Source organism: Stygiolobus sp. CP850M, from assembly GCF_037389425.1.
Taxonomy (GTDB): Archaea; Thermoproteota; Thermoprotei_A; order Sulfolobales; family Sulfolobaceae; genus Stygiolobus.
The window spans coordinates 17,728-43,806 of sequence record NZ_JBBHKR010000101.1 but is presented as its reverse complement, the minus strand read 5'-3'; the positions used below and the strand labels follow the sequence as shown (position 1 = coordinate 43,806).

Sequence of the window (26,079 nt, the reverse complement as noted above, 5' to 3'; positions counted from 1 at the left end):
AAAAACTTGTTTGAGGAATTGGAAAATATATGACAGAAGCAAAAATAGTAGACATTTCTAAGAAAGACGTAATCTTAAGGGAAGCTATAGCAGAGGGTTTTATAAAACTTAAGAAGGAGACTCTTTCTCTAATAAGAGATAGTAAAGTGGAAAAGGGAGACGTAATCAATACCGCTAAAGTTGCCGGCTTTCTAGCTGCCAAGAAGACTCCTGAATTAATCCCCATGTGTCATCCTATCCCGCTAGAATTTGTAGATATTGACATAAAGATTGAAGACGAAGGACTAAGAGTAATTACAACCGTAAAAGCCAATTATAAGACTGGGGTAGAAATGGAAGCTCTTACAGCTACCTCGGTAGCATTATTAACAATATGGGATATGGTCAAGAAATATGAAAAAGATTCTCAAGGCCAATATCCAGAAACTCAAATATCTCATATCAGGGTTATCAGAAAGACTAAGATCTACGACGATAATACCTCCTAGTTCTTGTTTTACCCGCTTTTGATCCTGAAGCCTCGCTTTCTTCACTAGGTTTTTCGCCCGATAAAGTCAGGATAATCTTCTTTTCTCCCTCTATAAGTTCGAGTTCTTTATCTATTTTATCCTTATACTTCTTATAATATTGAACTAAATAAGGTAAGATTCCTTCTAATGTTTTTGTTGAAGAATTATGTAAATGATTTGATATCTTTCTAAGTAGGTTATCTAGATACTCCCTGTTTTCCTTGCTTTTAGCTAATAACTGGATATATTGTGGAAACTGATACTTAACCCATTTAGCCTTATAAGTAGGTTTCTTCTTTTCTAAAGATGCGAAAGCTACTCCAGGGCCCATCAAATCAAAGACATAAGATAAAAGATCCCATTCACCTTTCTTAGCTCTACTTAAAAATATAGACGCTCTACTAAGAGCGTCATAAGCTCTCCATATGTCTTCTAAAGCCTCATACTGTAAAGGAATGTTTTCATCTAACCATCTCATGAGGAGCTCATAGTCAATTTGAGTACTAGTGGCGGCGTTCTTAGCTTGCCAATAATATTTAGCCCAAAATATATCTCTAAGTGCTTCAAAGGGATCAAGTTCTCTATCCTTCTTCCTTACTAATTCTTTTACAGTTTCGGCTGTTACTTTACCGTAACCTTCAGCTACTCCTTGTAACATATTTATTGCGTATCTTGTATCTCCTTCACTTTGTTCTACGATGTAGTCTAATGCATCATCACTACATTGAATTTTTTCCGCGTCACAAATCTTTTTTAAAATCCTCCTCATGGGATACTTAGTAAGTCTCTTCAGCTCAATCATCTTTACAGCGTTCCTAAGAGGCCTTAGTGACGGATCCCACGGATCATTAGCAGTTAGAATTATAGGATATTTTGTCTTTTGAATTAACTCTAAAATCGCGTCTATTGCGCCAGCATCTTCTCTAGAATTAATTCCGTCAGCTTCATCCAAAAGTATAAGCTTACCTCTTACACCGAATAAAGAACCAGTAGTGGCTGCTTGTTCGGCTATACTCCTTATTTGCATGATGTTTCTTGTATCACTTGCATTCATTTCTATTAATTCGAGTTTGTAATCTCTAGCTAAGGCCTCCGCTATTGTCGTTTTACCTACACCTGGAGGCCCATAAAGTAAGATCGCTTTCGAAGTAGGGTTTTTACTGTTTAACCAACTTTCGATCCATTCCTTAATTTCCTTCTTTGCATCTTCCTGATTCTCTATATCTTGTATAGATTTAGGTCTATATTTTAAAAACCACTGTAAGGGCAATTATGAACCACCGTACTTCTGAGCATATAACGCCAATTTAGCAAGAAACGCATTCAATTGAATTTCATCGTCTGCTCCCTCTATAATTCTAAATTCTACCTCACCAGCATAATCTACTAGAACTACCTTTAACTCGTCAGGTATGTTTATTTCATTACCAGTCAGCTCTCTGTGAATCTGCTTAATAATGTCCTCTCCAGATAGCCCATAATTAACTAACAAGTTCCTTAGTTTCTCTCTGGCTTGCATGAACTTTCCTTGTAGAGCTAAATTTAACATTTCCCTAACTTCCTTAGGTTGTGCTAATCCCAAAACTTTATACACAGCTTCTACAGTTACTTTTCCGTAAGCGGAAGCAGCTTGAAGAATATTGATAGATTTTCTCATATCACCAAGAGTAATATCATAGATAGTTTCTAAAGCCTTCTGTTCAACATCTACTTTCTCGTTCTTCGCTATGTACATTAGCCTGCTTACTACGTCCTCTCTTTTCAATGGATAAAATCTAAATAAAGCTGTCCGTGACTGTATCGGTTCAATTATTTTGCTCAGATAGTTACATGCTAGTATAAACCTAGTAGTTTCTGTATATAACTCCATTGTTCTTCTTAGCGCTTGTTGTGCGTCTGCAGTCATATTATCCGCCTCATCAAGTAAGACAACCTTAAATGGAATTTCCCCAGCTACAATAGTTCTAGCGAATTCCTTTACCTTATTTCTTATAACGTCAATACCTCTTTCATCACTTGCGTTAAGTTCTAAGAAGTATTGCCTATAATTATCACCATATAGATCATGAACAAGAGCTAACGCAGCTGTGGTTTTTCCAGTCCCAGGTGGGCCGGAGAATAATAAGTGTGGCATGTTTTTTTCTTTTACAAATTTCTTTAATCTCTCTATTATATCTTTTTGATTTACTATGTCATCTAATGTTCTAGGTCTATATTTTTCAGCCCAAAGTACTTCTTCCTCTTGCATTTATTTCACCTTCTTTTATACTTGCCCATTATAACCCCTTTATCAATTATGTGTCCTTCCATTATACTTTTTAATTCATCAGCAGTAACTCCGTGCTTCTCGGGTAGCTCCACATCTAAAGCGTAAACGTTGAAATAATATCTATGTGGAGGATGTGTCCTTGGCGGACAAGGACCTCCATATCCAACACGACCAAAATCATTTACCCCTTGGATCATGGAAGAAAACTTTGTCACTTTTGGTATGTTCTTAGGTAATTTATTATCCTTAATATTATAAATCACCCAATGTATAAAAGTTCCCCCTGGGGCATCTGGATCTTCCACTATTATAGCATAACTTTTTGCACTAGTTACATTATCCCATTCTAGATCAGGAGAAATATCAGAGCCGTCACAAGTATATTCTTGAGGAATCATATCTTCATTTTTAAATGAACTACTTTTGACGTTCATATAGAGAATTACGAGTGCAAAAATAAAACACTAACTCTGCTTCTTGTTTAAGTAAAATTCTTGCTCCTGATGCCCTTGCTTAGTTATCTTTGTAACAATTACACCAGTACCGGTATAAGGATCTCTTTTTAACGATGAGAATATAGCCCTTTTAGCCAGTTCAGCTGCTTCATCTAAAGTAAGATCTTGCCTATAACTATCTTCTATAACACCAATGGCCTCCACGGAGCCAGATCCCGTAGCCGTATAATCTTCTTCTGTGAAATCGCCTAGATAGTCAAGGTTATATAGCCTAGGCTTGTCGTCAACCCCTCCTATAAGTATTTGAACTAAGTACGGAAAATACTTAGACGTTGATAGTAAGGTAGCTAAGTATGTAGCTAAAGCCTTAACAGTAATAGGCCTAACGTTTGTTATTTTGTTGTAATGGTACAGATTTTTCAATATATTGTAAATATATTGTAAGTCAGCTACACTTCCAGCTGTTGTAATTCCAATATTGTCAGATATATATAAGACCTTCCTAACGTACTTATGTGCAACATAAAAACCTGCGCTAGCCCTTCTATCTGCAGCTAGGACAACTCCATCTTTAGTCTTTATACCTACTGTTGTAGTTCCTTTCAAGATTTTGTTATGAATATCGATATTCTGAGGCAATCTACTCATTTCACAAAACCCTAATTTTATTCACCTATCAGTTACTAATAAATCCAACAATGCCTAAAATACGTTCAGCGATATCAAGCACTACGCCGTCTTCATAAGGTAAACCGCTAATCATTAAACCTATAGGTAATCCATTAATTCTTTCAACTGGTATAGATATTGATGGAGCTCCCACAACGTTAAAGATTTCCGTATTACTAACCAAAATATCCCTATATTCTAGTTCTCGTCCTACTACGTCCGATATCTTAGGTGCAGAAGCTTTCGTGGTAGGCGAGATCAAAACGTCAACCTTGTTAAACATTTTAATATATTCTTCTATTATAATCCTTCTTATTCTCATAGCATCAACATACTCATATCCGGGGATTACGCTCCCCATCTCCAGTAATTTTTTGACATCGTCAAAGTATCTATTCTTATTCTGATTAAACCAGTTCTTGTGATAAGAATAAGCTTCTGAGAGAGCTATCACTTTCCTCACATAAGGAGAATATTTTCTAACGATTTGACTATCAATATCGACTATGTCATAATAACTTGATAATTTATTTATAAATTTTAGAAGAGTCTTAGATGCTTGATCTTCTCCAAATAGAAACATACCCAATTTGGGCTTTCTCCTGGCTTGATATGTAAAAGGTAGTTTATCCTCAACTACTGAATCTAAGACCTTATAGAGAACTTTCATATCTCTAACTAGAAAACCTATAGTATCAAAAGTCCAACTAAAGGGAATAACCCCGTCAGTCGGAATTAAGCCAGTTGTAGGCTTATACCCTATAACACCACAAAGGGATGCCGGAATTCTAATAGACCCACCCGTATCTGTTCCTACGCCTACGTCAGCTAAACCTAATGCTACGGCTACCGCAGAACCACCACTAGATCCTCCTGAAATTCTTTCAGGATCTATAGGGTTTTTAGCAGGGCCAATGACCGATGATGTGTTAGTTGCTCCCATAGCAAATTCATGTGTGTTTGACTTCCCTACTATTTCTCCTCCTTCATCTAAAATTTTCTGTGTTATTGAGGCGTTTTTTGTAGGTATATGTTTAAAAAACCTTGAACCTGCAGTAGTAGGTAATCCTTGAACATTTATTATATCTTTTATTGCAAATTTAAGCCCGCTTAGTTTACCTCTCTCCTTACCCTTGACCCTTTGCAGTGTAATAAAGATATTGTACTTTGAATTTAAGCTTTCTAAACTCATCTTTGGTCACGCAAAATAACGGTTCTGGGAGTTCGATCTCGCTATTATTCTTCATAATATACACTTAATAATTTCCGCTGTGATATTTTAAAATTTTATGTTGAAAATTTATTGTTTATTATCCACTCATTAATTTTTATTTCATTACAATTAATAAATTAATCTACATGTAGTAGCTAAATATTTATATTGTTTGTACAATTTAAACTTATCATGAAGGCTATTGTTGTTCCAGGTCCAAAACAAGGTTACAAGTTACAAGAGGTACCAGATCCTAAGCCCGACAAAGACGAAGTAGTAATAAGAGTCGATAGAGCTGCATTATGTTATAGAGATCTACTTCAACTTCAAGGATTCTACCCGAGAATGAAATACCCAGTAATTCTAGGGCATGAAGTGGTAGGAACCATAGAAGAAAAAGGAGAAAATGTAAAGGGATTCGAAGTTGGTGAGAAAGTAATTTCTCTTCTATATGCTCCTGATGGTACATGCGAGTATTGTAGAATAGGAGAGGAGGCTTATTGCCACCATAGGTTAGGATACTCAGAGGAACTAGACGGATTTTTCGCAGAAAAGGCTAAAATAAAAGTAACGAGTCTAGTAAAAGTACCTAAAAACGTTAGTGACGAAAACGCTGTGCTAGTACCTTGTGTTACTGGAATGATATATAGGGGAATCAGAAGGGCTGGTGGCATAAGGAATGGAGAATATGTATTAGTAACTGGGGCTAGCGGCGGAGTAGGCATTCATGCAATCCAGGTGGCTAAGGCTCTAGGGGCTAAGGTAATCGGTGTTACAACATCTGAGGAAAAAGCGAAGATAATTAAGCAGTATGCAGACTATATAATTGTAGGAACAAAATTTGCAGATGAAGCCAAAAAAATAGGCGATGTAACGTTAGTAATAGATACAGTAGGAACTCCAACTTTTGATGAAAGCTTGAAGTCACTTTGGATGGGTGGTAGAATAGTCCAAATAGGAAACGTAGATCCAACACAATCCTATAATCTAAGATTAGGCTACGTAATTCTAAAGGATATAAAAATAGTAGGACATGCATCTGCAACTAAATACGATGCGGAGCAAACTCTGAAATTAGCCGCTGAAGATAAGATTAAGCCAGTTATAGCAGGTACTGTCTCGTTAGAGGAGATCGATAAAGGATATCAGATGATAAAAGATAAAAACAAAATCGGTAAAGTACTAGTAAAACCATAAATGGTATTATAGTATAATCTACAATGTGGAGATAAAATTTTCATCAATTAAAGTACCGTCTAGCTTAATCCCACATGAAAAAGAGGAGATCGATCAGACTAAACAGATTTCAGAATATATTTATGAAGTAGTCCGCAATTCGGATACGATTATTTTAGACATAGATGAAAAAATACTTTTTATCTATTCTATATTCACAAGTAAATTAGTAGATAACGTACTCGAGAATTCTTATTCTTACCTTTATGGGCTTAAAGGTTACAAGTACTTGTCTGGCGATATATCCATAGCACTAAGTGAGACTATCACATTTGCTACTCTACATACACTATATGACGTAAAGATCGAAAATATATTGCCTTTTAGAACTGTGAAATATTTAGGGACGATAGCGGATGCCCTTATAGATCTTGAAAAAGAATTGAAATTAGCTAAAGAACTAGAGACGGAGAGTGGACTATTATTTATAAATATTAGAGCAGCTATGAGCCCTAGGTCTTATTATGTAGTAGATAAAATTTGGAAAAGTATACTCAACTTAGAATTGGTCAGATATCCAGATAATTATGGCCTAATATCATTGTTAACTAGAGATAAAGAAACTCTAAAAGAATCTTTCATATTCATTACACCCCAGTAAGAGTGAGAGAATATGAATTGTAAAAATCTAAATAAGGCTATAGTGATGTTATGGGTAGGAGATTCAAAGGAAGCCGAGGAAGACGCAAAGGAGTGTATGAATTCATTAAAAGAAGAAATCCATAATTTAAGAATTCTAATTAAAGAAGCTAAGATGGAAGCCGAAAGTGAATATTTGCTACCTAAAACACTTAGAGAAAAGAGATTGAACCCCGAAGATTTGCTTAAGCTAGCAATGTACGAGTTATCAAGAAGAATATATCTTTTTAGTGGTAATACTAAAAGCAAGGAAAGATCAGGAGTTATATATCTATGGCTAGATTTAGGAGTCAAAAAGATACTTAGAGGTTACTGTGAGGATTGCTATGGATATGTAAGTACGTTACTAGGTAGCGGATTCGTAGTGATGATAGATGGTGTAATCTATGCGGAATTTTTAGGTACCGATGAAAATAAAGCTGTGGAATCCGTATTGGAGGCAATTAAAGGACATAGAAAGAACAAATGAGAGAATGGCTTTAATAGATACTTTTAGTTATTCGAACATATTATCTTAGATTGGAGAAAATTATGTTAGAAAAGGGTACTGTAATAGCGTTTACTTTTTATACTTTCTTTTATGTTTGTTTTTTGCTGGGCCCGTAGCTCAGCCAGGTGGAGCGGCGGGCTCTTAACGAAAAGAGCCAGGTAGAGGGAGATACCCGTAGGTCCCGGGTTCAAATCCCGGCGGGCCCGCGCTATTTATTTTCTACTTAAAAATATTATGAAGCCCACGTACGCCAAGTAGCCGAATATGACTAGAATTATCCCAAAATTTATGATTTTTATAAAAATAGGTGAAATATTAAACCCGCCTAAGTTTATTTTAAACCCTAGAAAAATAACCAAAAATGATAAGAATATAATGGATAGAGAAAATACAAATAGAAACAGGCCTAGCATCTTTATTTTAAGTTTATAACTTATATCCATAGATCAGATCCCTTACTGCTAATCTAACTGCTTGAGCTGATGAATAATTAGGCTTCCATCCTAACTGCTTTATCTTACTAATGTCAAGTAGCATAAATCTGACATCACCAACCCAGCCTCTACCCTCTCCTTTATCTACATATTCGTGTACTGGAGTCAGATTCATCTCCTCTTCTACTATTTTCGCAATTTCGTCCACAGTTATCCAATCTTCATTACCTACATTAAATGCATCATATAGACCATTAAACTTTTTTTCCAGAGTTAGAAATGCGTCTATTACATCAGTTATATATATGTAACTTTTCCTCTGCTTACCATTCCCTAATATTTCTAATTTGTATGGATTTTTTCTTAATTTTTCTACAAAATCCTTTATAACACCATGAGACACCCTACCCCCCGTTACATTCGCCAATCTAATAGATATACCTTTTATTCCGTAGACTCTAGAATAATATTCAAGCAAATGCTCTCCTAAAAGTTTGAATACACCGTAATTAGAAATAGGCTTTAGTTCCGCATTTTCAGGTGTAGGTATTTTGTCTGTCTCTCCATAAACTGTGGATGAAGAGGCAAATACTAATAAACTGATATCATTACGCCTTGCCATTTCGAGCACGTTAAATGTTGCAATTACATCTCTACTAAAATGCTCGTAGGAATTAATCATAGACGTCCTAACATCTGGATTTGCAGCCAAATGGTAAAGTATGCTTCCAGCTGGTATTTTTAAACTAGAAGTTGAACTATCTCTTAAGTCGATTTTAAGGTACTTAGCCTTCTTATTCACATAATTACCATTGGAAAAGTCATCAATTACTACGATGTCGTTATATAATTTCGTTAACGCATCTACCAAATGACTGCCTATATATCCTGCTCCACCGGTAATTACATAACTCATTTTATTAGCTAATCTAAGATTTAGTGCATTTATATAAATTAATCTTACTTGATTATCTTTGAAAATAAATAGCGCGGGCCCGCCGGGATTTGAACCCGGGACCTACGGGTCGCTTCCCGCGACCCACGGTTAAAAGCCCGCCGCTCTACCTGGCTGAGCTACGGGCCCAGCAAAAAACAAACATAAAAGAAAGTATAAAAGATTTACTTGAACTACTGATGTAAAATTCTACGAGAAATATTTTGACACTTAAAACAATGTTCAAAATTGTTTTACATTTTTTCAAATATTTATTTCAATTTATTGATTTCATCAACTATTAGTTTAATTAGTTTGTATTTTCCGTGTTTTTTCTTTACCATAATCAAGCCAACTATACCTGATGCGGGATGGATCTTATCTTGAAAAATTTCCGGTTCTAATTCTAACCTTTTGGTTATCTCATAGATCGTATTAAGATCTATCTTTTTAGTAGATAGTTTTCTTATTTTTCTACCTTTTGTTCTGCTTGGAGCTTGAAAATAAGCCAACCATATTGCTACTTTATTGCCTTCATAATCTCTTAAACTCATTCTTTAATTAACACCGCATTTATAACTCCGTCTTGTCCAGGTCTGGAAGTCACTTTAGCCTTCCCGAGCTCTGTCTGTATTATGCTACCCTTTACAATTATCCCTCTTCTAGCATACTCTCTATTAGCAGGGGTTTCTATCACGTTTAAGATCTTCGCTTTCTTGACTTTTTTAGTCTGAGGATCAAGTATATTGACATAAGACGCATATGCTAACCTGACTTTAATGTTTCCTCCCATCACCCTTTCTTTTACTCTTACATCCTTATCGCTTAACTTAGTTTCTGTTGGAGGTGAACCTAGTTCAAATTTCCTCTTGTCTCTATGCTTATGCTTTAGTCCGCCAGTTATCTTTCGAAGATCATTGCCTTGGAAATATCCCATGTGTTGTTTTATTAAAATATGTCAAATATAAAGTTTAAGCTCCGAAATTCCTCTTCCTTCTTTGATACGATCTAATTGCCCTCCATAGATCAATCTTCCTAAAGTCAGGCCAATAAGCTTCAACGAAAAATAGTTCAGAGTAAGCAATATGCCATAATAAGAAATTACTTATCCTAATCTCACCTGAGGATCGTATAACTAAATCAATATCATCTAACTCACTGTCATATAAATAATTCTTAAAGGTCTCTTCGTTTATATGTTCTGAGTTTATTTTTCCAAGCTTATTGTCTTCTAAGATCTTTTTTACTGCATCTAAGATCTCTTGTCGACCACCATAACATATTGCCAAGGTTAGCTTCCGTTTATTATATGTTTCCGTTCTTTTTCTTAGTTCGTTTATTAAATCTTTAATTTCTTCTGGTGTTTTCTCTAATTTTCCTATAGCTCTTACTTTTACTTCATACTTATATATAATATCTCCTTCAAGTAATTCTTCTAGTCCAGCTTTTATATATTTAAATATAATAGAAAGTTCAAGATTACTTCGCTTGTCACAGTTTTCTGTAGATAAAGCGAAAACTGTGATATTTTTAACACCCATATCTAATAACCATATAAGTACTTCCCTAAGTTTTTTGTAACCATTTTCATATGCATCATTAATTGAAAGACTGTTTGTTCTCGCCCATCTTCTGTTTCCATCTGGTATTATACCGACGTGGTTTGGAAAGGGGCCGTTTTTTATCTCTTTCCATAATACATATTCATATATTTTATAAATTGGTAAAAGTAGAAAATTTTTCAATCTTTCTTTGAGCATAATTCTTCTATCGCTGATACATAAGTATTTATTGATATAAATATTTCTTCCAAAGATATACGCTCTTGATCAGTGTGCTCAAGTCTTGAGTCACCCGGACCGTAATCAACAATCTGATTCGAAATTTTATACAAGATGTTCATGTCACTGGTACCGTATTTCCTCACTAATGAAGGCTTAAGCCCTTGTTTTATTAGCCCTCTCATAATCACTTTGACTAAATCTGAATTAATATCGACTTTTACAGGGGGAACGTCTTCTACTACTGCGACCTCGCAGTCTTTATATACATCTTTAAGATTAAGTATAATCTCCTGCTTTGAGGATTTTACTGAATACCTAATGTCGAAATGAATCAGTCCACTAGATGGACTTTTATTAATATATTCACCTGCCGTAAATATAGTTGGTATAATAGAAGGAGCATCGTAAGATTTAGGGAACTTAGTTACTTGTAATAGTCTATTTGCCATGTCTACTATTAGGTTAGAGCTAGCAGAGGAAGAGTGTTCTGATACCCCCTTACACCTTATATCTACATGCAAAACTCCTCTGTATTCCACAACAATTCCAGTAGTGTTAGATGGCTCACCCACTATAATATAATCGTATTTTTTACCACTGTTAACTAGTTCTCTAGCCCCTTTACTTTTATTCTCTTCGTCAGACAATGCGGCGAAGCTTACATTATATCCTTTTTCGTTTAATATATAAGTAGCTAACAACATCGCCACCAAAGGACCCTTATCGTCTATTGCCCCCCTACCGTATATTACTTGATTTTCCTCTTTAGGTTCAATAAAGCCAGGGACTGTATCTATATGAGACACCAATAAAATCTTTGAACTCTCACTACCTAAGTAATAAGATTTAGAAGGAGTAAACTTTAAATTTAAATTTAGCTCTTGTGAAACCTTCTCAAAGAAGGGAAGAGCCTTTTCCTCTTCCCCAGAAGGGGTATATGAACTTAATAATTCAAGGAGATACTCTTTGGCTTTCTGTTTTAAGTAATCCCTGCCTAATTGCATTTGCAGCTTCCTCCATATCCTCTTGAGTAATCACATAAGGTGGTAATAATCTTATTACTGTAGCTCCTGCTTTTAATACTAATACTCCACTCTCTTGTGCTACTTTTAAAGTGATGGATGGTGGAAACCTTGTGTCTATACCGATCATAAGTCCTTTCCCCCTAATCTCTCTAACTGACTTTAAATCCCCCAACTTGTCTCTTAGGATTTTCATAAACAGCTCTCCTTTGTGATACGCTTGTTCATGAACTTTCTCTTCATGTAATACTTTACTTGCAGCAGTTACGGCAGCCATTGCCATAGGATTTCCTCCGTAAGTACTTCCGTGATCACCTTCCTCTAGCTTATTAGCAATCCAATCTGGTAGAAATAACGCGCTAACTGGAAATCCACCACCAATTGCCTTACCTGCTGTAACGAGATCTGGTGTTATGCCGTAATGTTGATAAGCCCATATTTTCCCTGTTCTACCAAAACCAGCTTGTACTTCATCTACAATTAATAAAGCTCCGACCTTTTCAGTGGTTTCTCTTAAGGCTTTCATGAATTCTTCCTTTGCAGGAATAACCCCGCTCTCTCCTTGGACAGGCTCTACTATAACTGCAGCCGTATTGTTATCTATTTTTGACAAGTCGTTAATATCGTTAAAATTTAGAAACTCTACTGGTGAAACTAATGGTTCAAAAGGTTCTCTATACCTCTTGTTCCAAGTAACAGAAAGAGCACCTGATGTCCTTCCGTGAAAGGCGTTCTTAAACGCAACTATCTTTTTCCTTCCAGTTATCTTTCTTGCAGTCTTTAATGCGGTTTCGACAGCTTCTGTACCACTGTTAAGTAGTATAACGTTATCCATAGTACTGGGTTTCACTTTATCTAAAGCATCAAGCATCTCGTCTCTAATTGGTGTTGAAAAAGAATTAGATAAGGTGATTATCTCATCCATTTGCCTTTTTAAATAATGAATCACAGTTTTGTTTCTATGTCCAAGAAATGCAACTCCTATTCCAGTATGCATATCTATATATCTTCTACCATACTCATCCCAAACGTATTGACCTTCTCCTTTAACTATTTTTAATCCTCTATCTCCATATAATTGTATTAATTTCATTTTCTAACCCATTCCGATATTTTCTTAATTAGATATTGTGATACATTGAAGTTATTTACACGAACCGTATTTTTATATTCTGGAACTCCGTTTACCTCGTTGACGATATATCCTCTTTCTTTATCTTCAAAAATATCTATGCCGAGGAAAAACCCACCTATCACTTCCTTTACCTTTAGTGCTAAATCTTGTAATTCGTCATCGATTTTTAGAGGTTCAGCTCTTGCTCCCAAGGCTGTGTTTGTCTTCCAATTTTTCTCGTTTATCCTATATATTCCTACGGGAGCTTCATCTCCTATTACGAAGATTCTGATATCCCTATTAGGTTTATTGACAAATTCTTGAACGAAGTATGCGTAACGGTATTGTGAAGTCGTATATTCTTGATATTCTAATAAACTCATAAGAATATCTTTATCATTTGCTTTAGCAATCATTCTACCCCAGCTTCCCTCTATCGGCTTAACTACGACAGGGTATCCGAGTTTATCAGCTAGTTCAAGTGTTTTTTCTCTAGAAAAACTTACAAAGGTCCTTGGAACGTTTATACCATGTTTATTTAGCAAGGCTAGTGTGTAGAGCTTGTTCTCGCACCTTATTAATGTAGTTGAATCGTTAATTACTTTGTAATTATATCCCTCAAAGATTAAGGATGTAAGTAAAGCTCTAGAATGACTAGTGTTTCTCTGAATTATAACGTCTGTATCAAGATTTAAACTAGATGAAACACCAAAGAAAGAATAGAAATCCTTAGTAAAAAGAGGGATTATATTATGCCCTATTTTCTTTGCTTCCTCTATTAAGTTTTTCTCTTCCCATCTCAATAGATCATATGATACTCCTAAAATCACTCTCCCCAATCCTCTCCTACTTGCTCAGCTAGTCTTACTGATAGCCTACCGTTATCGTTAAATACCTCTAATTGTGCACCGCACTCATGCTCTATTATTTCTCCAGGCAATGCATCATCTGGTATTTCAACTGGATTACCGCATATGGGACATTTTGCGGTTACCATTTGTGATCAAGCTATTCCATATGAGTTAGAAGTTGATAAGTTTTTATGATAATAACCGGTTTTAAATTAAAACCAAACACGTAATACAATTGTGCTAGTCGTACTTAAAACTCCTTGTAAACTTCTTATCTCATCTATAGTCTTATTTATTGCTGAGATATTGTTTCCTCTTACTAGTGCAAGAATATCATAGTCTCCGGTAGTTTCATAAACGGTTTCTACTCCAGAGATTTTAACGATCTTTTTAGATATTTCTGGAGTTGGAATTTGAGGTGCTGTCTTTACCATAACTATAGCCCTAATCTCGTTCTCTAGCTCATAATCTATCGTAAACCTCTTTATAATTCCAGCCTTAATTAGTCTCTCTATTCTCTTCCTAGCTGCTGCTTCACTTATTTTCAGTTCTCTAGCTATACTTGTATAAGATGTCCTTGAATTTTTCCTCAATATTTCTAGGATTTTTATGTCATTCTGGTCTATTTCTACCATCACTCGATCACCGTGCCCTTACCGTTGAGTGCATTATTTATTGCATCATTCACTAATCCATTAGAAATTATAACTTTTTTAACACCTTTTTCTACAGCTTCGGCACTCATTAGAAGTTTTCTATTCATTCCTGGTCCAATCTTCATTGCTAACTCTTTAGCTTCAGTAATTGTTAAATGTGAAATCACGCTATTATTAACTAATACTCCATCTACATCGGTTAAGACTACTAAGCTGTCAGCTTTTAGAGAGCTAGCTAAACCAAATGCCATTTGATCTCCGTCTACATTTAAAAGAGTGTTTTCTTGAGGGTCATATGCTAACGGAGAGAAAACTATCAAATTAAACGTACTGAATAGGGAATTAATTACTACTGTATTTACTTCTTTGATTTTACCAGTGTACCCACCTTCTATTATCCTTTTTCTACCTCTCTCATCAAGAATTATAATTTTCTTCTTTCTCTCTGCTATTACTGACCTACCGTCAGCACCAGTAATTCCTATCGAAGGAATATAAGAAGAAACTTTTGAAACTACTTGTCTAGAAATAAGGCTCATTACCATTATAAACACTTCTAATTCCTCTTTAGTAGTATATCTACTTCTTATTCCCTCAGGTGAAGTCACAAATTTAGGTTCTATACCCAACTTCTTAGAAAGCTCAGTAACCTGATCTCCGCCTCCATGAACAAAAATTAACTTTGAGTCCTTTTTAGACGTAACGTAACTTATTATACTTTCTATTAGTCCATCAAAGTTATTTTTAATTACTCTGCCTCCTGCTTTTACCACAATCATTTTACGCAGGCCTCAGAGGAGGCAGTTTAAGTCCCTCTGTTTCATCAAAACCTTGAGATATATTAAAGGATTGGACTGCTTGTCCAGCAGCTCCTTTCATTAAATTATCAATAGCAGAGAACATCGTAATCCTATTAATCCTTTCTTCTATTGCAAAACCTACATCTGCATAATTACTACCAATAACATATTTTGTATCTGGGTAAGGATGTATATTACCTCTAATAATTCTGATAAACTTTCTGTTCTTGTAAAAATCTACCACTTTCTTCCAAAACTCGAGTTCTGGCACTGATGTAGATAACCATCCATGAACAGATGCAAGTGCCCCTCTTACACTACTAACTGCATGAGGAATTAAACTAACTTTAACTTCTCTCTTTGCCAAAGTGCTCAACTCTTGCTCGGCTTCAGCTGCATGTCTATGTCCATCGGCATCATACGGTCTTATTGCATTTTGCCTTTCAGGATGATGACTTCCTTCTGTAGGTTTTGCCCCTCCTTCACTACTAGATACCTTTACGTCACTAACTAACTTGTATACATCTAATAACCCAGAAGATACTAAAGGCGCAGCGGCTAAGATAGTTGCAGTTGCATTACAACCCGGAGAAGCTATTAGCTTTGCACCTCTCAATTCCTCGTAATGAAGTTCTGGAATTCCGTAAACTGATTTTTTAAGGAGATCTGGATAAGGGTGTTCATATCCATACCATAGTTTGTATTTTTCTGGATCTTTTAATCTAAAATCTGCACTTAAATCCACTACTTGCAGGCCTATCTCTAGTAGTTTAGGAACATATTCCAAGGATACCTTATGAGGGAGAGCAAGAAAAACTGTGTCAGCCTTATCACTTATCCTATCCCAAGAAAAGTGTGAAAAGTTCATAGAATAAAATCCTCTCAGATTAGGATGAACTAGTGATATGGGCTTTCCTGCATATTCCCTAGACGTTACATATGTTACTTCTACTTTAGGATGAACTGCGAGAAGTCTTAATAATTCCCCACCTGTGTATCCAGACCCGCCAATAACTGCTACTCTTCTCATCTACTACTGAAAGAGTAGGATGAATTATAAATATTTCGATTACCAAAAAGAAATCGTGAGTACTAACACTGACGAGCTTAAGAAATTTCTTGAGGCTAAAATCGCTGAATTAAAAAAGGAATTAGAATATTATGAGTATTTATATAGTATTCTGGAAGCTGAAGGGTATAAGAGTATAATAAAGGGAAACAAAGGGACGGCTGACGTTATAAAAAACAGTAGGGGAGAAATAATAGCAGAAATATATTATACCCCACCATTAATGAGGATTCTCTTTAGAGGAAAGATAATAATGAAGAAAACGTATTCTAACGTAATAAATAGAATGTTAGAAATTGAAAAAAATAGAAGTAAAATTGAATACGAAGTATCCTTAGATAAGGACGAATTAAGGGAAATCATTATTAATAATGTTAAGGATGAACTAACGTATAACAAGATAAAGGCTGGATTACAATCAATATTAGAGAGGATAAGTCTCTAAATAAGTAAAGTCAGCTAGCGAAAGTATCAAGCTTTACTACTAACGGTCTCGGATCTCCTATAAATCTTATTACACCCTCTCCTCTTCCTAAGAAGCTTAACTCTCTGTAAATCTCTTCCTCACTAAGATTAGCGAATCTCTTCACTTCAGACCAAAATTTCTTATCGCCGTTATTCATAAAGACTAGTAATCCGCTGTTTTCTAAAAAAATATCTGATAATTCACCTAAGTCGTAAAGATTTTGTGTAGCCATCATTAGGACTATACCATAACCTCTACCCCTCTTTATGATATCAGCGACCAGTGAATAGTCCTCACTCTCAGACCTTAATATAGTCCATGCTTCATCTATTACTAGTGAGATTTTCAATTTATCATCAGCTATATTATACTTGTTAATAATCTTAACTAGTATAGAATATATTACGAATCTTTTTAGTTCTTCAGACTTTATTAGTGACAAATCAATAACGTAAACACCCTCTTCAATCTTGTCCACTAAAGACTCATCTGAACTTTCGATGTCTACTGACTTTATTTTATTCACGATCTTTAATAGGTAAATCTTGACTTCCTCTGTCACGTCCAGTTGATTTATCAGCTCGATGACACTATTCCATGTTGGTTCTTGAAATCTACTGAAAGCTTCCGTAATCACCTTATATAGTATTGATGAGGAATACTTGTCCATTCTAAATGAATTACTAATTATATTTTCTAACTGAGAGACGTATATTCCTTGATTAATATTTTCATAAATCTTCAGGAGATTTATACTATAAATTAATGGATTTAATATAACTGGTTTTATTCCTTTCCTTCTTAGCCTCAGCTTTATATCATTTTTTACATCAAAGAAAACCACTGGAATATGATACCATGTATTGATTTTAACACCAGTTGAGATTAAGAATTCAGTCTTACCGGCACCACTGGGCCCTATAACTAACACGTGAGGATTCATAGTTTTTTCCAAGTTCCAGAATACTGATCTAGCAGTTCCTATCTCTTTCCCCAAATAGACACCATCTGAGATTATCTGATAAGTCGGAGATTTCGGTATGGAGAAGACTGTGAAGTAGGGAATTTGAGTAGGAAATCCTACCTTTTCCTTCCTTCTAATGTAACCATTGGTAATAAAGTCCTCAACCTCGGAAGTTATAGCCAGCCTTGCTTTTATACCTATACTTTCTAATCCCTTTCTGAGAAGAGTTGCTGATGCTAATGCTTGTTCCCTAGATGGAGAAGTTACCACAAAATATATAATATACTGAAAAGGTGGTTCTCCTTCACTTATCTTCTTTATCATTTCTTGAACCATAAGTAACTCGTTTTTTGCCTTTTCATTAGAAGGATCTGCTTCTGTTATTACTCGTAAATTTTGTGCTCGCCTAAATAAAGATTCTAAAAATTTATTCTTATTTATGCTTTTTTTCCTAAAAATTATGTCTACGTTATCTACTACGTCCAGAACTTTATGAAAAGATACTACTTTAGCTCTAAGTCCCTCATTTGATAGATCCCTATAGTCAAACGGTATATCGTCAACAATCACAAACGCTTTATATTCACCTTTACTTTCTAATATTCCGTCAATTATTCTATATTCATTTTCTACAATTTTTCTATTAAATAATATAAAACCTTTAACTTTACGAGCTAATATATCAATCTTTAGGAAATTAGGTCTTACCAGAATTACAGAAACTGCTGCTAAAATTAAAAATATAAAATTCCTAGAGATTATACCTAGTAATACTAGAAGAATTGATATCACTAAAAACTGCTTACTTTCCATGAATATAATAATAATAAAAGGGTGGCGAGACTAAAACGAAAGTATATATTATAGTTATAGTTCGATATTTGCGTGAATCTGCCTTAGGTCTTCCTCTTTTTTACCTAACCTTACCATTAATTCTGCAACTATCCCATCTAAGAATACTTGAGTAGTATCTTCGAAAAGTGTTCCTAATGGTGCTAAAGGCTCCGTAATTCCAAGAATTTGCCTCGCAAAATAATCCTCATTAACAGAGTATTTAGTCCTCCCTGGAACCTCTACTACAATATCTGAAATTTTAGCTATGGGACTGTCAGCGTAGCTTGTAATAGTGATCAGAATTGCCTTAGCTTCTTTTGCTGCCTCTGCAGCGGTTAGAATAAGTTTAGTTCTACCCGAACCAGAAATTGCTATAGCTATATCCTTTTCCCCGATAGCAGGGACTATCGTATCGCCCAAAACATACGCGTTATAACCGAGATGAAGAAGCCTCATAGCAAAAGCCCTGCCTACTAGACCACTTCTACCAGCTCCCATAACCAAAATTTTTCCATTCTTCTTATTATGATACATATCAACTAACACATCTACCATTTTTTCTACTTGTTCGTGTTTTATCATTTGAGCGGAGCGGATTATAAATTCAGCTATATCAAACATTGTTTTTATACTCATGGGGGCTTGAAGAAGAGATGAGGATGAGGACAAATTATTTCTCCAAGTAGATTATATGCACAATCACTTTAAAACATTACTTCCGTCAAATGACAGATATTATTTATTTGTAAATGTTAAAACTAATTATACATGTCATCTACAACCAGATGGATTCCTAAATGGAAAATAATCCAGCTCTCGACAGAAAATAAAACTATTGATGTATGCTTCGACGAAATAAGTCAACTGTATGCTTGTCCTATATGCACACCGATATGTAAAAAAGGGGGAATACCAGATTATGGTGCATACTTCTTTACAGTAGATGACTTAAAGAATCATTTAGAAGCTCATAAAGAATCGTTATGGAGTAAGAAGACAAGAAGAGTAGAAGAGGAAGAGGAAGAAGAAAAAGTAAGAGTAGAAGAGGAAGAGGAAGAAGATGAAAATCAAGACTAAAATAGCGATTGTAGGGAGCTTTACAATAGATCTTCTAACCAATAAAGGAGAGCGGTTAGGAGGACCTCCTCTCTATTCAGGATTCGCTATATACATGTTAGGAGGACAACCTATAATATACTCCATGATAGAAAAAAAGTATAAGCAAACTTTACCCTCCTTCCTATCAAAATATAGATTAGAATATGTGAATTCAATTCCAACATTTGAACTCATATATAACCAAGATGGAACTAGAAAATTAATTCTGAGAAAGAAAAATGAGAAAAATTTAGATATTAGTCTAATAAATTGTAGAGATATAGATGGAATCATTATAAATCCAGTATGTAAAGAACTCAATACCTTACCTAAAATCACTAAGCCAGTAGCAATAGATATTCAAGGATTTGTGAGACTGTGCGAACCTAATAAAGAAGTTAAAATAATCCAGCACGACATATCGTCAATATTTACAAAATCTAAAAACTTAGCAATATTCCACGCTAATTATCAGGAAATAGGCGGTTCGAAAATGGATTTGCATAAATTATACGATATGGGATTTAACGAGATATTAATATCTTATGACGAAGATGGATTTATTCTACATTCTAAAGGCTTAACGGTAAATTATAGGCCATCGAGAATTGGAGAGTATAAAGTGGGGACTGGAGACATACTATTAGCAAGTTACTTCATACTAAGACTAAACGGAACCCCAGTATCCAAGGCAGTCGAAGTTTCTGGAAAGTTTGTAGAATGGTTTAGCAGTGAAGGATATCGTTTATTGTTTCACAGATAGTGAAATTACGCCATTTACCTAATCTTCCACAGAAATGTATTCCTTCTTCAGTTTCTTCCTTCAATTTGTTATCATGATCATGCTCAAGTATTGCATCCTTTATAACTCTGTATCTAAAACTGATGATATCCCCTTTTTTAAGTATGTTCTTTCTCTTCAAATCTCCATAAACTCTATCCCATGAAGGAATCTTCATAGAAAACGGAACTAGAACATAAACTATATCATAAGAGTTATTTACCCAACTAGCTAAAACCACATGAGAAAACGCCACACCTTTGTCTCCATCAACTATTACGGTGTTTTCTGTTCTATCACTTTTGTTAATTAAGAATACTGCCTCTAAGAATCCTACACTCCTACCCTTTTTAATGTTAAGTAAGTAAGAAGGCACTGTAACATATATTTCATCTGCTTTTATCACTATACCGTTACTTAAAATTATCCTCTTACCTCCCTTATACGTGAATGTTGTTGAAAGTCTGACCCTAGTCGTTTTAGATAAACTATCCAAAATTAACCTTAAATTATCTATGTAATACATTTTTTCATTAAATACTAACCATTCAGGGAGGTTTGAAACACCTAATTTTTCTAATAAGTAATTCTCTTTCCTTGAAATAACGTTTAACTCAACCTCCTTGTAGCTAAATTGGTTAAATAGATCACACTTACGAGCAGTTAATGGTGGATAAAGAGGAATAGAGAATTCCCCTATATCCTCGTAAGAGAAAATTCCTCCAACCTTATTTTGAGACTCTATAACCATACTGTCTTTTTTACTTGAAGCTAAAAGTAGACCCGCTATTCCTCCTCCTAAGATTAAATTCACATGCTATACTAAGGCTCCAGATGATAAAATTCTATCCCATCTAACCTTGAAAATTTCACTATTACGATCATTTCTGTTATCCTCTCCATCCACTACTTTTCTTATCAGATCATTAATATCGTCACCAGGTAGTACCTTGATTTTTCTTCCGTTATATTCTAGTTCAGTATAGTCACTCAGTAAGTCATACTCGAATGTGAAAAAGATATTATGAGATTTCAAATACTCTATTATTTCCTTGCTTATCGTTATTTCGTCATTATTACTTACTACAATCTTAAGCATGTCACTTTTATCATTATAACTAATTATACTTATAAGGATTGTAAAGGGGTAATATCAAGTGAAATCATTTTTAGGTTCAACAATACTCCAAGGCGGAGGAATAGTAGCATATACTACATCATCCCAAGAAGCTCAGAAGTTAAAGGAAGAATTTAAAACTATTTTCAAAGAGTTTTCGATAAGAATACTGGATTTAAGCAAAACTGAAGAAAGACTTATAGCCATAAATCTTGACCCAGATATAGCAGATTTTAAGGAAGGGTTTGCAGTCGCGATAGGTATATAAAGCAAAACGCATAATTTTTTAATGGGCCCGTAGTCTAGCCTGGTTAGGACGCCGCCCTCACAAGTATATGCTGAGAACGGCGGAGGTCCCGAGTTCAAATCTCGGCGGGCCCATTTCATAGTATAACCTTCCAACTATAACCGCTGTTTTATATTACTAGCCGAGATGAGATTTGACACACGATCGTTAACTTCCATACTTAAGTGTAATAGTATCACTTAATAAATACGACCAAGAAAGTTTTGACTTTTACGAAGTAAGTAATTATTTACCATCGCATGAATAATCAGGTTTCTACTGCATAGATTAATGAGACACTATTATCTATAAACATGTCAAAAACCGTAGGTTTCCTATAAGTATCGAAAGAGAAATTGCCTAAAATTATAATTAAATCCTTAAGAAAGAACGCCGGGGGCGGGATTTGAACCCGCGCGTGGTTGCCCACACTGGCTCTCCAGGCCAGCCCCTTAGTCCGCTCGGGCACCCCGGCACGCTATTATTATGATATGAAGAAGCCGTATATAAAATAAATTGTTAATAAGAAATCTTCTCCCTTTTTATATAAGTTGAATCTCAATATATACGTCATCAGGAACTCTTACTCTCATTAACTGTCTCATTACTCTTTCATCTGCTGTTATATCAATAATCCTTTTATGTATTTTCATTTCCCAATGTTCCCATTTTTTCTTTCCTTCCCCGTGAGGTAATCTCATAATAGGAACTTCCATTCTAGTAGTAGGTAAAGGTATCGGACCTCTAATCTGTATTCCAGTTTTTTGTGCCATCGTTTTTATTTGGTTCACTACGAAATTCAAGTTATCAATATTTGTACTCCATAATCTTATCCGCGCCTTTGAGGGCATGAAAATTCACCAAATATAAAAAACCTTATTTAATCTCTATCTTTTTAGGTTTAACTTCAGTTATTACTCCTACTCCTACTGTCTTACCCATATCTCTCATTGCAAACCTTCCCAGTGCTGGGAACTCTCTGAACTTTTCTACACATAGATCCTTGATCGGGGTAAATTTAACTATTGCAGCATCTCCTGCCTTTATGAACTGCGGATTCTTCTCTGCTTCTTTACCTGTCTTCGGGTCTATCCTAGACACAATCTCACTTACCCTACATGCCACGCTGGCGGTGTGAACATGTACCACAGGTGTATAACCGACACTAACCGCAGTAGGATGCCATATTACGATTATCTGTGCAGTGAACTCTTCCGCGACGGTGGGCGGATTCTGTACACTACCTACCACATCTCCTCTCTTAATGTCTTTCTTCTCTACACCTCTCACGTTAAATCCTATGTTATCACCAGGCTCAGCTTTTTCAATTTTCGTATGATGTGTTTCGATAGATCTTACTTCACCTACCTTACCAGCAGGCATGAATACGACTTTGTCACCGACTTTTAGTACACCACTTTCTACTCTACCTACCGGCACTACACCTACACCAGAAATTGAATATACCTCTTGAATCGGTATCCTGAGAGGTTTGTCAACGGGTTTAGGAGGTACTTCTAACTGATCTAATAGTTCCTCTAGAGTAGGACCATTATACCAAGGCATATGAGATGATTTCTGAGTTATGTTCTCACCTGCTGGAGCTACCACTGGAACGAATTTTACCTTAGACATATCAAATCCAAAGCTCTTCATGAACTTAGTTACAGTGTCTACGACCTCTTTGTATCTCTTTTCGTCATACGGGGGATCAGTCAAGTCCATCTTGTTTACTGCTACAATCATTTGGTTAATTCCCATTGTTTTCGCTAGAATTATGTGTTCTCTAGTCTGACCTTCAGCACTCATTCCAGCTTCAAATTCACCTTTCTTAGCTGAAATCACAATTATAGCTGCGTCAGCTTGGCTAGCACCAGTGATCATGTTCTTTACGAAGTCTCTATGACCTGGAGCATCAATTACTGTGAAGAAATACTTTCTGGTCTCGAACTTCATAAAAGTTAAATTAATTGTTACACCTCTTTCTCTCTCTTCCTTTAGTCTATCTAGTAGGAATGCATACTTTTCTGATTCTTTTCCTAATTTCTTAGCTGCTTCTTCAGCCTCTTTTACAGTTTTCTCATCTATGAAACCTCTGTCCATTAAAAGCCTGCCTATTAGTGTGCTTTTACCGTGGTCTACGTGTCCTATAACGATTAAGTTAAGGTGGGGCTTTTGTGACATGTCCTTTACCTCTTACACATTAATACCAGGGTGAACATTAAAAATTTAGCTATACTATTACCTTGAGCTTAACGCGATTCTCTCTATTTCCTCTTTTTTCCTAATCGCAAAGCTCTTGGGGTCATTATTGGCTGCAGCAATAATTTCCTCCGCAAGTGCCTCCTCTATAGGCTTAGGATTGTTAAATGAAGCATCTTTAGCTCCAGTTACTATATGTCTCAAAGCAAGGTCAATTCTTCTTTGTGGGGAAACGTCTACAGCTACATAGTAAACTATACCACCATACATTATACGCGTTACTTCTTCTCTCGGTGCTGCGTTCTCTATCGCTCTTACAAGGACTTGTATGGGATTTTGCCCTGTCTTTACTGCAATTATATCTAAAGTCGTATTCACTATATTATAAGCAAGCATCTTTTTACCTTTATTTCTACCCGGCCTCATGAGGTTATTTATCAACCTTTCTACTATCGGTAACTTAGCCTTACCGAACCTTCTATGTTCATGTCTTCCTCCAGTGTGCGGTAAATAAACTGGCATTAAGTTAATGTACTTCTTTAGACTCGGGTCTCTAACTTCTACTTTAGTGTCCCATTTACCAAAGACCTTTATATCCAAATTTGAAACTTCATACGCCATAGTGGTCTCCTTCAACTTATTTCTTATTTCCTTAAATCTATTTATGAAGGGTTTAATAGAGTTTGTGTATCTATTATTTATTAATGCAAGCAGACACTGATGAGAATCTAATAAGAGTCAAAAGAGTTGATGCATTCTTCTATCCTCTTCACGCAATTCCTACTATGGTGTTATATTTAGAAGATAGTAGAGAATTTAAGATGTTTTATATACCACCCGAGATAGTAATTCTCGTGAATAAACTTCAAGGTAAAAACGAATATGAAGGAATTACTGGAAACGATAATAGAGAGAGTCTATATGATATATTATATGATATAATCTCTTTCTCTACCGATATAAAGGAAAATTTAAAGAAAATTGTTAACAGGGTAATCATAGATGATATAATAAAGGAAAGTGGAGTATACGTTGCTACAGTAGAGTTCAAGTTCGACGGTGTTATAATAGAGAAAAAATTAATACCAAGCCATGCTGTACTATTGGCTTTGCTTTGCGACAAACCAATATTCGTAAAGAAACAGTTGGTTGAAGAGCAGGAAGCTGAGGAAAAGAAAAGAGGTTCAGATGTGGAATAATTTTTATCTTTCTTTTTAGGATTTGTAAAATTTATTTTATAATACCAAAATAATGCCTAAAATTTGTATTTTGTAAGCCAAAAATTTCATTATTACTTATTACCTTACTGGCTTTTGTTTCTTTCCTTTATATAACGCATCCAGAGAGACTCCATTAACCATAATGACTTTGTACCTAACACCTGGTAGATCACCCATTGATCTCCCTAGCGTTCCACCGATACCAGCAATTACTACTTCATCGTGCTCATCAATGAAGTTTACCCCACCGTCTCCTGGAACGAATGCCGTGACTATTCTACCGTTTTTAACTAACTGCACTCTAACAGCTTTTCTAACAGCAGAATTAGGTTGCCTTGATTCTATACCAACTTTTTCTAATACTATACCTCTCGCCATAGGCGCTCCTTCTAATGGATCGTACTTCTCTTTTAGTTTAAGCATTCTTCTCTTGAAAGACCTCTGGTGCCACCTAAACTTCAGTCTTTTTAACTTAAGCTTTCTTGCAGCAAATAACCCTTTAGGAGACTTACTTCCTGCCACATCTTTCACCTTTATACTACAACAACTGAATCAATATCCATATACCTTTTTAATATTAACTTAGCCCTTTCGACATTCCTACCACTTTTACCAATTGCTAAACCTTTATCTTGCGCTTCTACCGTAATATAAACTGTTTTCTTAGAATTCGACTCTACTAACTTTATGGTTTTAACCCTAGCTGGAGCCATAAGGTTCTTTATTAAATCCTCTAGATTATCACTATAACCTACTATTTCAACTGATTTACCTAGAAGTTTCTCTAGCTTCTTTACATTACTTCCATTTTTACCTATAGCTATTCCCATATTTTCTGGGTTTATAAGAAATATAATCCTGTTATTTTTTTCATCAATAATACAATCCCTAGCTGTAACTTTAGTTATATCTTGAAAAAGTGACATATATCTTAATTCTTCTGATGTTAATTTTATCTCAGGCACTA

Annotated in this window: 34 protein-coding genes and 4 tRNA genes; 11 read left to right on the top strand and 27 right to left on the bottom strand. The window is 35.3% G+C overall.

Annotated elements, in window-relative coordinates:
• Positions 1 to 29: 29 nt before the first annotated feature.
• On the top strand, positions 30 to 488 hold the full coding sequence (gene moaC / locus WIW89_RS12835; RefSeq protein ID WP_337710492.1) for a cyclic pyranopterin monophosphate synthase MoaC: 459 nt from the start codon (positions 30 to 32) through the stop codon (positions 486 to 488).
• Here moaC and WIW89_RS12830 read toward each other — a convergent pair.
• Genes WIW89_RS12830 through WIW89_RS12810 form a run of 5 tightly spaced genes read right to left on the bottom strand, consistent with a single transcriptional unit; the run spans position 460 to position 5,094 of the window.
• Complete coding sequence (locus tag WIW89_RS12830; protein ID WP_337721052.1) at positions 460 to 1,779, bottom strand: replication factor C large subunit; 1,320 nt, start codon at positions 1,777 to 1,779, stop codon at positions 460 to 462. The genes moaC and WIW89_RS12830 overlap by 29 nt on opposite strands.
• Positions 1,780 to 2,757 (bottom strand): replication factor C small subunit, encoded by a 978-nt coding sequence (locus WIW89_RS12825; protein WP_337721051.1) that lies wholly within the window; start codon positions 2,755 to 2,757, stop codon positions 1,780 to 1,782.
• 5 nt (positions 2,758 to 2,762) lie between these two features.
• On the bottom strand, positions 2,763 to 3,212 hold the full coding sequence (locus WIW89_RS12820; protein WP_337721050.1) for a YbhB/YbcL family Raf kinase inhibitor-like protein: 450 nt from the start codon (positions 3,210 to 3,212) through the stop codon (positions 2,763 to 2,765).
• A gap of 30 nt (positions 3,213 to 3,242) precedes the next feature.
• Complete coding sequence (psmB, locus tag WIW89_RS12815; RefSeq protein ID WP_337721055.1) at positions 3,243 to 3,860, bottom strand: archaeal proteasome endopeptidase complex subunit beta; 618 nt, start codon at positions 3,858 to 3,860, stop codon at positions 3,243 to 3,245.
• Positions 3,861 to 3,909: 49 nt separating this feature from the next.
• Positions 3,910 to 5,094, bottom strand: coding sequence for an amidase (locus WIW89_RS12810; protein WP_337721049.1), 1,185 nt, complete (start codon positions 5,092 to 5,094; stop codon positions 3,910 to 3,912).
• Positions 5,095 to 5,307: 213 nt separating this feature from the next.
• On the opposite strand from WIW89_RS12810, the gene WIW89_RS12805 reads away from it, so the two are divergent.
• From WIW89_RS12805 to WIW89_RS12790, 4 genes are all read left to right on the top strand, one after another.
• Positions 5,308 to 6,312, top strand: a complete 1,005-nt coding sequence (locus WIW89_RS12805; RefSeq protein ID WP_337721048.1) for an acryloyl-coenzyme A reductase — start codon at positions 5,308 to 5,310, stop codon at positions 6,310 to 6,312.
• Between the two features lie 25 nt (positions 6,313 to 6,337).
• Positions 6,338 to 6,952 carry a hypothetical protein gene (locus WIW89_RS12800; protein ID WP_337721047.1) on the top strand — a complete coding sequence of 205 codons (615 nt, stop codon included), beginning with the start codon at positions 6,338 to 6,340 and terminating at the stop codon, positions 6,950 to 6,952.
• A 12-nt stretch (positions 6,953 to 6,964) separates the two neighbouring features.
• Entirely contained in the window at positions 6,965 to 7,459 is a 495-nt protein-coding gene (locus tag WIW89_RS12795) for a hypothetical protein (RefSeq protein ID WP_337721046.1), read from the top strand.
• A gap of 127 nt (positions 7,460 to 7,586) precedes the next feature.
• A tRNA-Lys gene (locus tag WIW89_RS12790) sits at positions 7,587 to 7,686 on the top strand.
• Positions 7,687 to 7,906: 220 nt separating this feature from the next.
• On the opposite strand, the gene WIW89_RS12785 is transcribed toward WIW89_RS12790, so the two are convergent.
• The 12 genes from WIW89_RS12785 to argC form a co-directional block, all read right to left on the bottom strand.
• Positions 7,907 to 8,830 (bottom strand): NAD-dependent epimerase/dehydratase family protein, encoded by a 924-nt coding sequence (locus WIW89_RS12785; RefSeq protein ID WP_337721045.1) that lies wholly within the window; start codon positions 8,828 to 8,830, stop codon positions 7,907 to 7,909.
• Positions 8,831 to 8,904: 74 nt separating this feature from the next.
• A tRNA-Lys gene (locus WIW89_RS12780) sits at positions 8,905 to 8,998 on the bottom strand.
• A gap of 122 nt (positions 8,999 to 9,120) precedes the next feature.
• Positions 9,121 to 9,402, bottom strand: a complete 282-nt coding sequence (locus WIW89_RS12775) for a signal recognition particle subunit SRP19/SEC65 family protein (RefSeq protein WP_337721044.1) — start codon at positions 9,400 to 9,402, stop codon at positions 9,121 to 9,123.
• A complete protein-coding gene (locus tag WIW89_RS12770; RefSeq protein ID WP_337699602.1) occupies positions 9,399 to 9,785 on the bottom strand; it encodes a 30S ribosomal protein S8e in 387 nt (128 codons plus the stop codon). Before WIW89_RS12770 ends, WIW89_RS12775 begins: the two co-directional genes overlap by 4 nt.
• Positions 9,786 to 9,819: 34 nt before the next feature.
• A complete protein-coding gene (gene uppS, locus WIW89_RS12765) occupies positions 9,820 to 10,608 on the bottom strand; it encodes a polyprenyl diphosphate synthase (protein WP_337721043.1) in 789 nt (262 codons plus the stop codon).
• Positions 10,590 to 11,636, bottom strand: coding sequence for an N-acetyl-lysine deacetylase (locus WIW89_RS12760; protein ID WP_337721042.1), 1,047 nt, complete (start codon positions 11,634 to 11,636; stop codon positions 10,590 to 10,592). The genes uppS and WIW89_RS12760 overlap by 19 nt, the downstream gene beginning before the upstream one ends.
• The gene (lysJ, locus tag WIW89_RS12755; protein ID WP_337721041.1) at positions 11,584 to 12,747 is read right to left on the bottom strand and encodes a [LysW]-aminoadipate semialdehyde/glutamate semialdehyde transaminase; all 1,164 of its coding nucleotides are present in this window, start codon (positions 12,745 to 12,747) and stop codon (positions 11,584 to 11,586) included. The genes WIW89_RS12760 and lysJ overlap by 53 nt, the downstream gene beginning before the upstream one ends.
• Positions 12,744 to 13,598 carry a lysine biosynthesis protein LysX gene (gene lysX, locus WIW89_RS12750; RefSeq protein WP_337721040.1) on the bottom strand — a complete coding sequence of 285 codons (855 nt, stop codon included), beginning with the start codon at positions 13,596 to 13,598 and terminating at the stop codon, positions 12,744 to 12,746. Before lysX ends, lysJ begins: the two co-directional genes overlap by 4 nt.
• Positions 13,595 to 13,765 carry an alpha-aminoadipate/glutamate carrier protein LysW gene (gene lysW/argW / locus WIW89_RS12745; protein WP_156005030.1) on the bottom strand — a complete coding sequence of 57 codons (171 nt, stop codon included), beginning with the start codon at positions 13,763 to 13,765 and terminating at the stop codon, positions 13,595 to 13,597. Before lysW/argW ends, lysX begins: the two co-directional genes overlap by 4 nt.
• Positions 13,766 to 13,831: 66 nt before the next feature.
• Positions 13,832 to 14,254: an HTH-type transcriptional regulator LysM gene (lysM, locus tag WIW89_RS12740; RefSeq protein WP_337699591.1), complete on the bottom strand. Its 423-nt coding sequence runs from the start codon at positions 14,252 to 14,254 to the stop codon at positions 13,832 to 13,834.
• Positions 14,254 to 15,054 carry a [LysW]-aminoadipate/[LysW]-glutamate kinase gene (locus tag WIW89_RS12735; protein ID WP_337721039.1) on the bottom strand — a complete coding sequence of 267 codons (801 nt, stop codon included), beginning with the start codon at positions 15,052 to 15,054 and terminating at the stop codon, positions 14,254 to 14,256. The genes lysM and WIW89_RS12735 overlap by 1 nt, the downstream gene beginning before the upstream one ends.
• A gap of 1 nt (position 15,055) precedes the next feature.
• Positions 15,056 to 16,105, bottom strand: a complete 1,050-nt coding sequence (gene argC, locus WIW89_RS12730; RefSeq protein WP_337721038.1) for an N-acetyl-gamma-glutamyl-phosphate reductase — start codon at positions 16,103 to 16,105, stop codon at positions 15,056 to 15,058.
• Between the two features lie 55 nt (positions 16,106 to 16,160).
• Between argC and WIW89_RS12725 the strand changes: the two genes are divergently transcribed.
• Entirely contained in the window at positions 16,161 to 16,589 is a 429-nt protein-coding gene (locus WIW89_RS12725) for a hypothetical protein (RefSeq protein ID WP_337699585.1), read from the top strand.
• A 10-nt stretch (positions 16,590 to 16,599) separates the two neighbouring features.
• On the opposite strand, the gene cedB is transcribed toward WIW89_RS12725, so the two are convergent.
• Positions 16,600 to 18,387, bottom strand: coding sequence for a DNA import protein CedB (cedB, locus tag WIW89_RS12720; RefSeq protein ID WP_337721036.1), 1,788 nt, complete (start codon positions 18,385 to 18,387; stop codon positions 16,600 to 16,602).
• A 54-nt stretch (positions 18,388 to 18,441) separates the two neighbouring features.
• On the bottom strand, positions 18,442 to 19,044 hold the full coding sequence (gene hxlB / locus WIW89_RS12715) for a 6-phospho-3-hexuloisomerase (protein ID WP_337699581.1): 603 nt from the start codon (positions 19,042 to 19,044) through the stop codon (positions 18,442 to 18,444).
• Between the two features lie 132 nt (positions 19,045 to 19,176).
• Between hxlB and WIW89_RS12710 the strand changes: the two genes are divergently transcribed.
• Together WIW89_RS12710 and WIW89_RS12705 are read left to right on the top strand one after the other, a co-directional pair.
• A complete protein-coding gene (locus tag WIW89_RS12710; protein WP_337721035.1) occupies positions 19,177 to 19,485 on the top strand; it encodes a hypothetical protein in 309 nt (102 codons plus the stop codon).
• Positions 19,469 to 20,269, top strand: a complete 801-nt coding sequence (locus WIW89_RS12705) for a hypothetical protein (RefSeq protein WP_337721034.1) — start codon at positions 19,469 to 19,471, stop codon at positions 20,267 to 20,269. Before WIW89_RS12710 ends, WIW89_RS12705 begins: the two co-directional genes overlap by 17 nt.
• Here WIW89_RS12705 and WIW89_RS12700 read toward each other — a convergent pair.
• Positions 20,232 to 21,101 (bottom strand): NAD(P)/FAD-dependent oxidoreductase, encoded by an 870-nt coding sequence (locus tag WIW89_RS12700; RefSeq protein ID WP_337721033.1) that lies wholly within the window; start codon positions 21,099 to 21,101, stop codon positions 20,232 to 20,234. The genes WIW89_RS12705 and WIW89_RS12700 overlap by 38 nt on opposite strands.
• A 3-nt stretch (positions 21,102 to 21,104) precedes the next feature.
• The gene (locus tag WIW89_RS12695) at positions 21,105 to 21,386 is read right to left on the bottom strand and encodes a hypothetical protein (protein WP_337721032.1); all 282 of its coding nucleotides are present in this window, start codon (positions 21,384 to 21,386) and stop codon (positions 21,105 to 21,107) included.
• A 58-nt stretch (positions 21,387 to 21,444) separates the two neighbouring features.
• On the opposite strand from WIW89_RS12695, the gene WIW89_RS12690 reads away from it, so the two are divergent.
• Together WIW89_RS12690 and WIW89_RS12685 are read left to right on the top strand one after the other, a co-directional pair.
• Positions 21,445 to 21,672, top strand: a complete 228-nt coding sequence (locus tag WIW89_RS12690; protein WP_337721031.1) for a hypothetical protein — start codon at positions 21,445 to 21,447, stop codon at positions 21,670 to 21,672.
• Positions 21,673 to 21,695: 23 nt separating this feature from the next.
• A tRNA-Val gene (locus tag WIW89_RS12685) sits at positions 21,696 to 21,785 on the top strand.
• 296 nt (positions 21,786 to 22,081) lie between these two features.
• On the opposite strand, the gene WIW89_RS12680 is transcribed toward WIW89_RS12685, so the two are convergent.
• The 4 genes from WIW89_RS12680 to WIW89_RS12665 all read right to left on the bottom strand — a co-directional run bounded on the left by WIW89_RS12680 (position 22,082) and on the right by WIW89_RS12665 (position 24,513).
• A tRNA-Ser gene (locus tag WIW89_RS12680) sits at positions 22,082 to 22,165 on the bottom strand.
• A 67-nt stretch (positions 22,166 to 22,232) separates the two neighbouring features.
• Positions 22,233 to 22,541, bottom strand: a complete 309-nt coding sequence (rpsJ, locus tag WIW89_RS12675; RefSeq protein WP_156005041.1) for a 30S ribosomal protein S10 — start codon at positions 22,539 to 22,541, stop codon at positions 22,233 to 22,235.
• Positions 22,542 to 22,566: 25 nt separating this feature from the next.
• The gene (gene tuf, locus WIW89_RS12670) at positions 22,567 to 23,874 is read right to left on the bottom strand and encodes a translation elongation factor EF-1 subunit alpha (RefSeq protein WP_337721030.1); all 1,308 of its coding nucleotides are present in this window, start codon (positions 23,872 to 23,874) and stop codon (positions 22,567 to 22,569) included.
• A gap of 57 nt (positions 23,875 to 23,931) precedes the next feature.
• Positions 23,932 to 24,513 (bottom strand): 30S ribosomal protein S7, encoded by a 582-nt coding sequence (locus WIW89_RS12665; RefSeq protein WP_337721029.1) that lies wholly within the window; start codon positions 24,511 to 24,513, stop codon positions 23,932 to 23,934.
• Positions 24,514 to 24,596: 83 nt separating this feature from the next.
• On the opposite strand from WIW89_RS12665, the gene WIW89_RS12660 reads away from it, so the two are divergent.
• The gene (locus WIW89_RS12660; protein ID WP_156005044.1) at positions 24,597 to 25,091 is read left to right on the top strand and encodes a bifunctional nuclease family protein; all 495 of its coding nucleotides are present in this window, start codon (positions 24,597 to 24,599) and stop codon (positions 25,089 to 25,091) included.
• Positions 25,092 to 25,190: 99 nt separating this feature from the next.
• Here WIW89_RS12660 and WIW89_RS12655 read toward each other — a convergent pair whose 3' ends face one another.
• Positions 25,191 to 25,634: a 30S ribosomal protein S12 gene (locus WIW89_RS12655; protein ID WP_156005045.1), complete on the bottom strand. Its 444-nt coding sequence runs from the start codon at positions 25,632 to 25,634 to the stop codon at positions 25,191 to 25,193.
• Between the two features lie 11 nt (positions 25,635 to 25,645).
• The gene (locus tag WIW89_RS12650) at positions 25,646 to 26,077 is read right to left on the bottom strand and encodes a NusA-like transcription termination signal-binding factor (RefSeq protein WP_156005046.1); all 432 of its coding nucleotides are present in this window, start codon (positions 26,075 to 26,077) and stop codon (positions 25,646 to 25,648) included.
• Between the last annotated feature and the right edge of the window lie 2 nt (positions 26,078 to 26,079).

Bases quoted from the DNA above. Each gene is read 5' to 3' on its own strand.
- WIW89_RS12775 (WP_337721044.1), bottom strand. From the start codon at position 9,402: ATGAGTTTAAGAGATTATGAAGGCAATAAAGTAGCAATATGGTTGGCT.
- tuf (WP_337721030.1), bottom strand. From the start codon at position 23,874: ATGTCACAAAAGCCCCACCTTAACTTAATCGTTATAGGACACGTAGAC.
- WIW89_RS12760 (WP_337721042.1), bottom strand. From the start codon at position 11,636: ATGCAATTAGGCAGGGATTACTTAAAACAGAAAGCCAAAGAGTATCTC.
- WIW89_RS12810 (WP_337721049.1), bottom strand. From the start codon at position 5,094: ATGAGTTTAGAAAGCTTAAATTCAAAGTACAATATCTTTATTACACTG.
- WIW89_RS12665 (WP_337721029.1), bottom strand. From the start codon at position 24,513: ATGGCGTATGAAGTTTCAAATTTGGATATAAAGGTCTTTGGTAAATGG.
- lysJ (WP_337721041.1), bottom strand. From the start codon at position 12,747: ATGAAATTAATACAATTATATGGAGATAGAGGATTAAAAATAGTTAAA.
- hxlB (WP_337699581.1), bottom strand. From the start codon at position 19,044: ATGAGTATAAAAACAATGTTTGATATAGCTGAATTTATAATCCGCTCC.
- WIW89_RS12770 (WP_337699602.1), bottom strand. From the start codon at position 9,785: ATGGGATATTTCCAAGGCAATGATCTTCGAAAGATAACTGGCGGACTA.
- WIW89_RS12695 (WP_337721032.1), bottom strand. From the start codon at position 21,386: ATGCTTAAGATTGTAGTAAGTAATAATGACGAAATAACGATAAGCAAG.
- WIW89_RS12710 (WP_337721035.1), top strand. From the start codon at position 19,177: ATGTCATCTACAACCAGATGGATTCCTAAATGGAAAATAATCCAGCTC.
- moaC (WP_337710492.1), top strand. From the start codon at position 30: ATGACAGAAGCAAAAATAGTAGACATTTCTAAGAAAGACGTAATCTTA.
- WIW89_RS12735 (WP_337721039.1), bottom strand. From the start codon at position 15,054: ATGATTGTGGTAAAAGCAGGAGGCAGAGTAATTAAAAATAACTTTGAT.
- cedB (WP_337721036.1), bottom strand. From the start codon at position 18,387: ATGGAAAGTAAGCAGTTTTTAGTGATATCAATTCTTCTAGTATTACTA.
- uppS (WP_337721043.1), bottom strand. From the start codon at position 10,608: ATGCTCAAAGAAAGATTGAAAAATTTTCTACTTTTACCAATTTATAAA.
- rpsJ (WP_156005041.1), bottom strand. From the start codon at position 22,541: ATGCCCTCAAAGGCGCGGATAAGATTATGGAGTACAAATATTGATAAC.
- argC (WP_337721038.1), bottom strand. From the start codon at position 16,105: ATGAGAAGAGTAGCAGTTATTGGCGGGTCTGGATACACAGGTGGGGAA.
- WIW89_RS12820 (WP_337721050.1), bottom strand. From the start codon at position 3,212: ATGAACGTCAAAAGTAGTTCATTTAAAAATGAAGATATGATTCCTCAA.
- lysM (WP_337699591.1), bottom strand. From the start codon at position 14,254: ATGGTAGAAATAGACCAGAATGACATAAAAATCCTAGAAATATTGAGG.
- WIW89_RS12785 (WP_337721045.1), bottom strand. From the start codon at position 8,830: ATGAGTTATGTAATTACCGGTGGAGCAGGATATATAGGCAGTCATTTG.
- WIW89_RS12795 (WP_337721046.1), top strand. From the start codon at position 6,965: ATGAATTGTAAAAATCTAAATAAGGCTATAGTGATGTTATGGGTAGGA.
- WIW89_RS12805 (WP_337721048.1), top strand. From the start codon at position 5,308: ATGAAGGCTATTGTTGTTCCAGGTCCAAAACAAGGTTACAAGTTACAA.
- lysW/argW (WP_156005030.1), bottom strand. From the start codon at position 13,765: ATGGTAACCGCAAAATGTCCCATATGCGGTAATCCAGTTGAAATACCA.
- WIW89_RS12825 (WP_337721051.1), bottom strand. From the start codon at position 2,757: ATGCAAGAGGAAGAAGTACTTTGGGCTGAAAAATATAGACCTAGAACA.
- WIW89_RS12705 (WP_337721034.1), top strand. From the start codon at position 19,469: ATGAAAATCAAGACTAAAATAGCGATTGTAGGGAGCTTTACAATAGAT.
- WIW89_RS12660 (WP_156005044.1), top strand. From the start codon at position 24,597: ATGCAAGCAGACACTGATGAGAATCTAATAAGAGTCAAAAGAGTTGAT.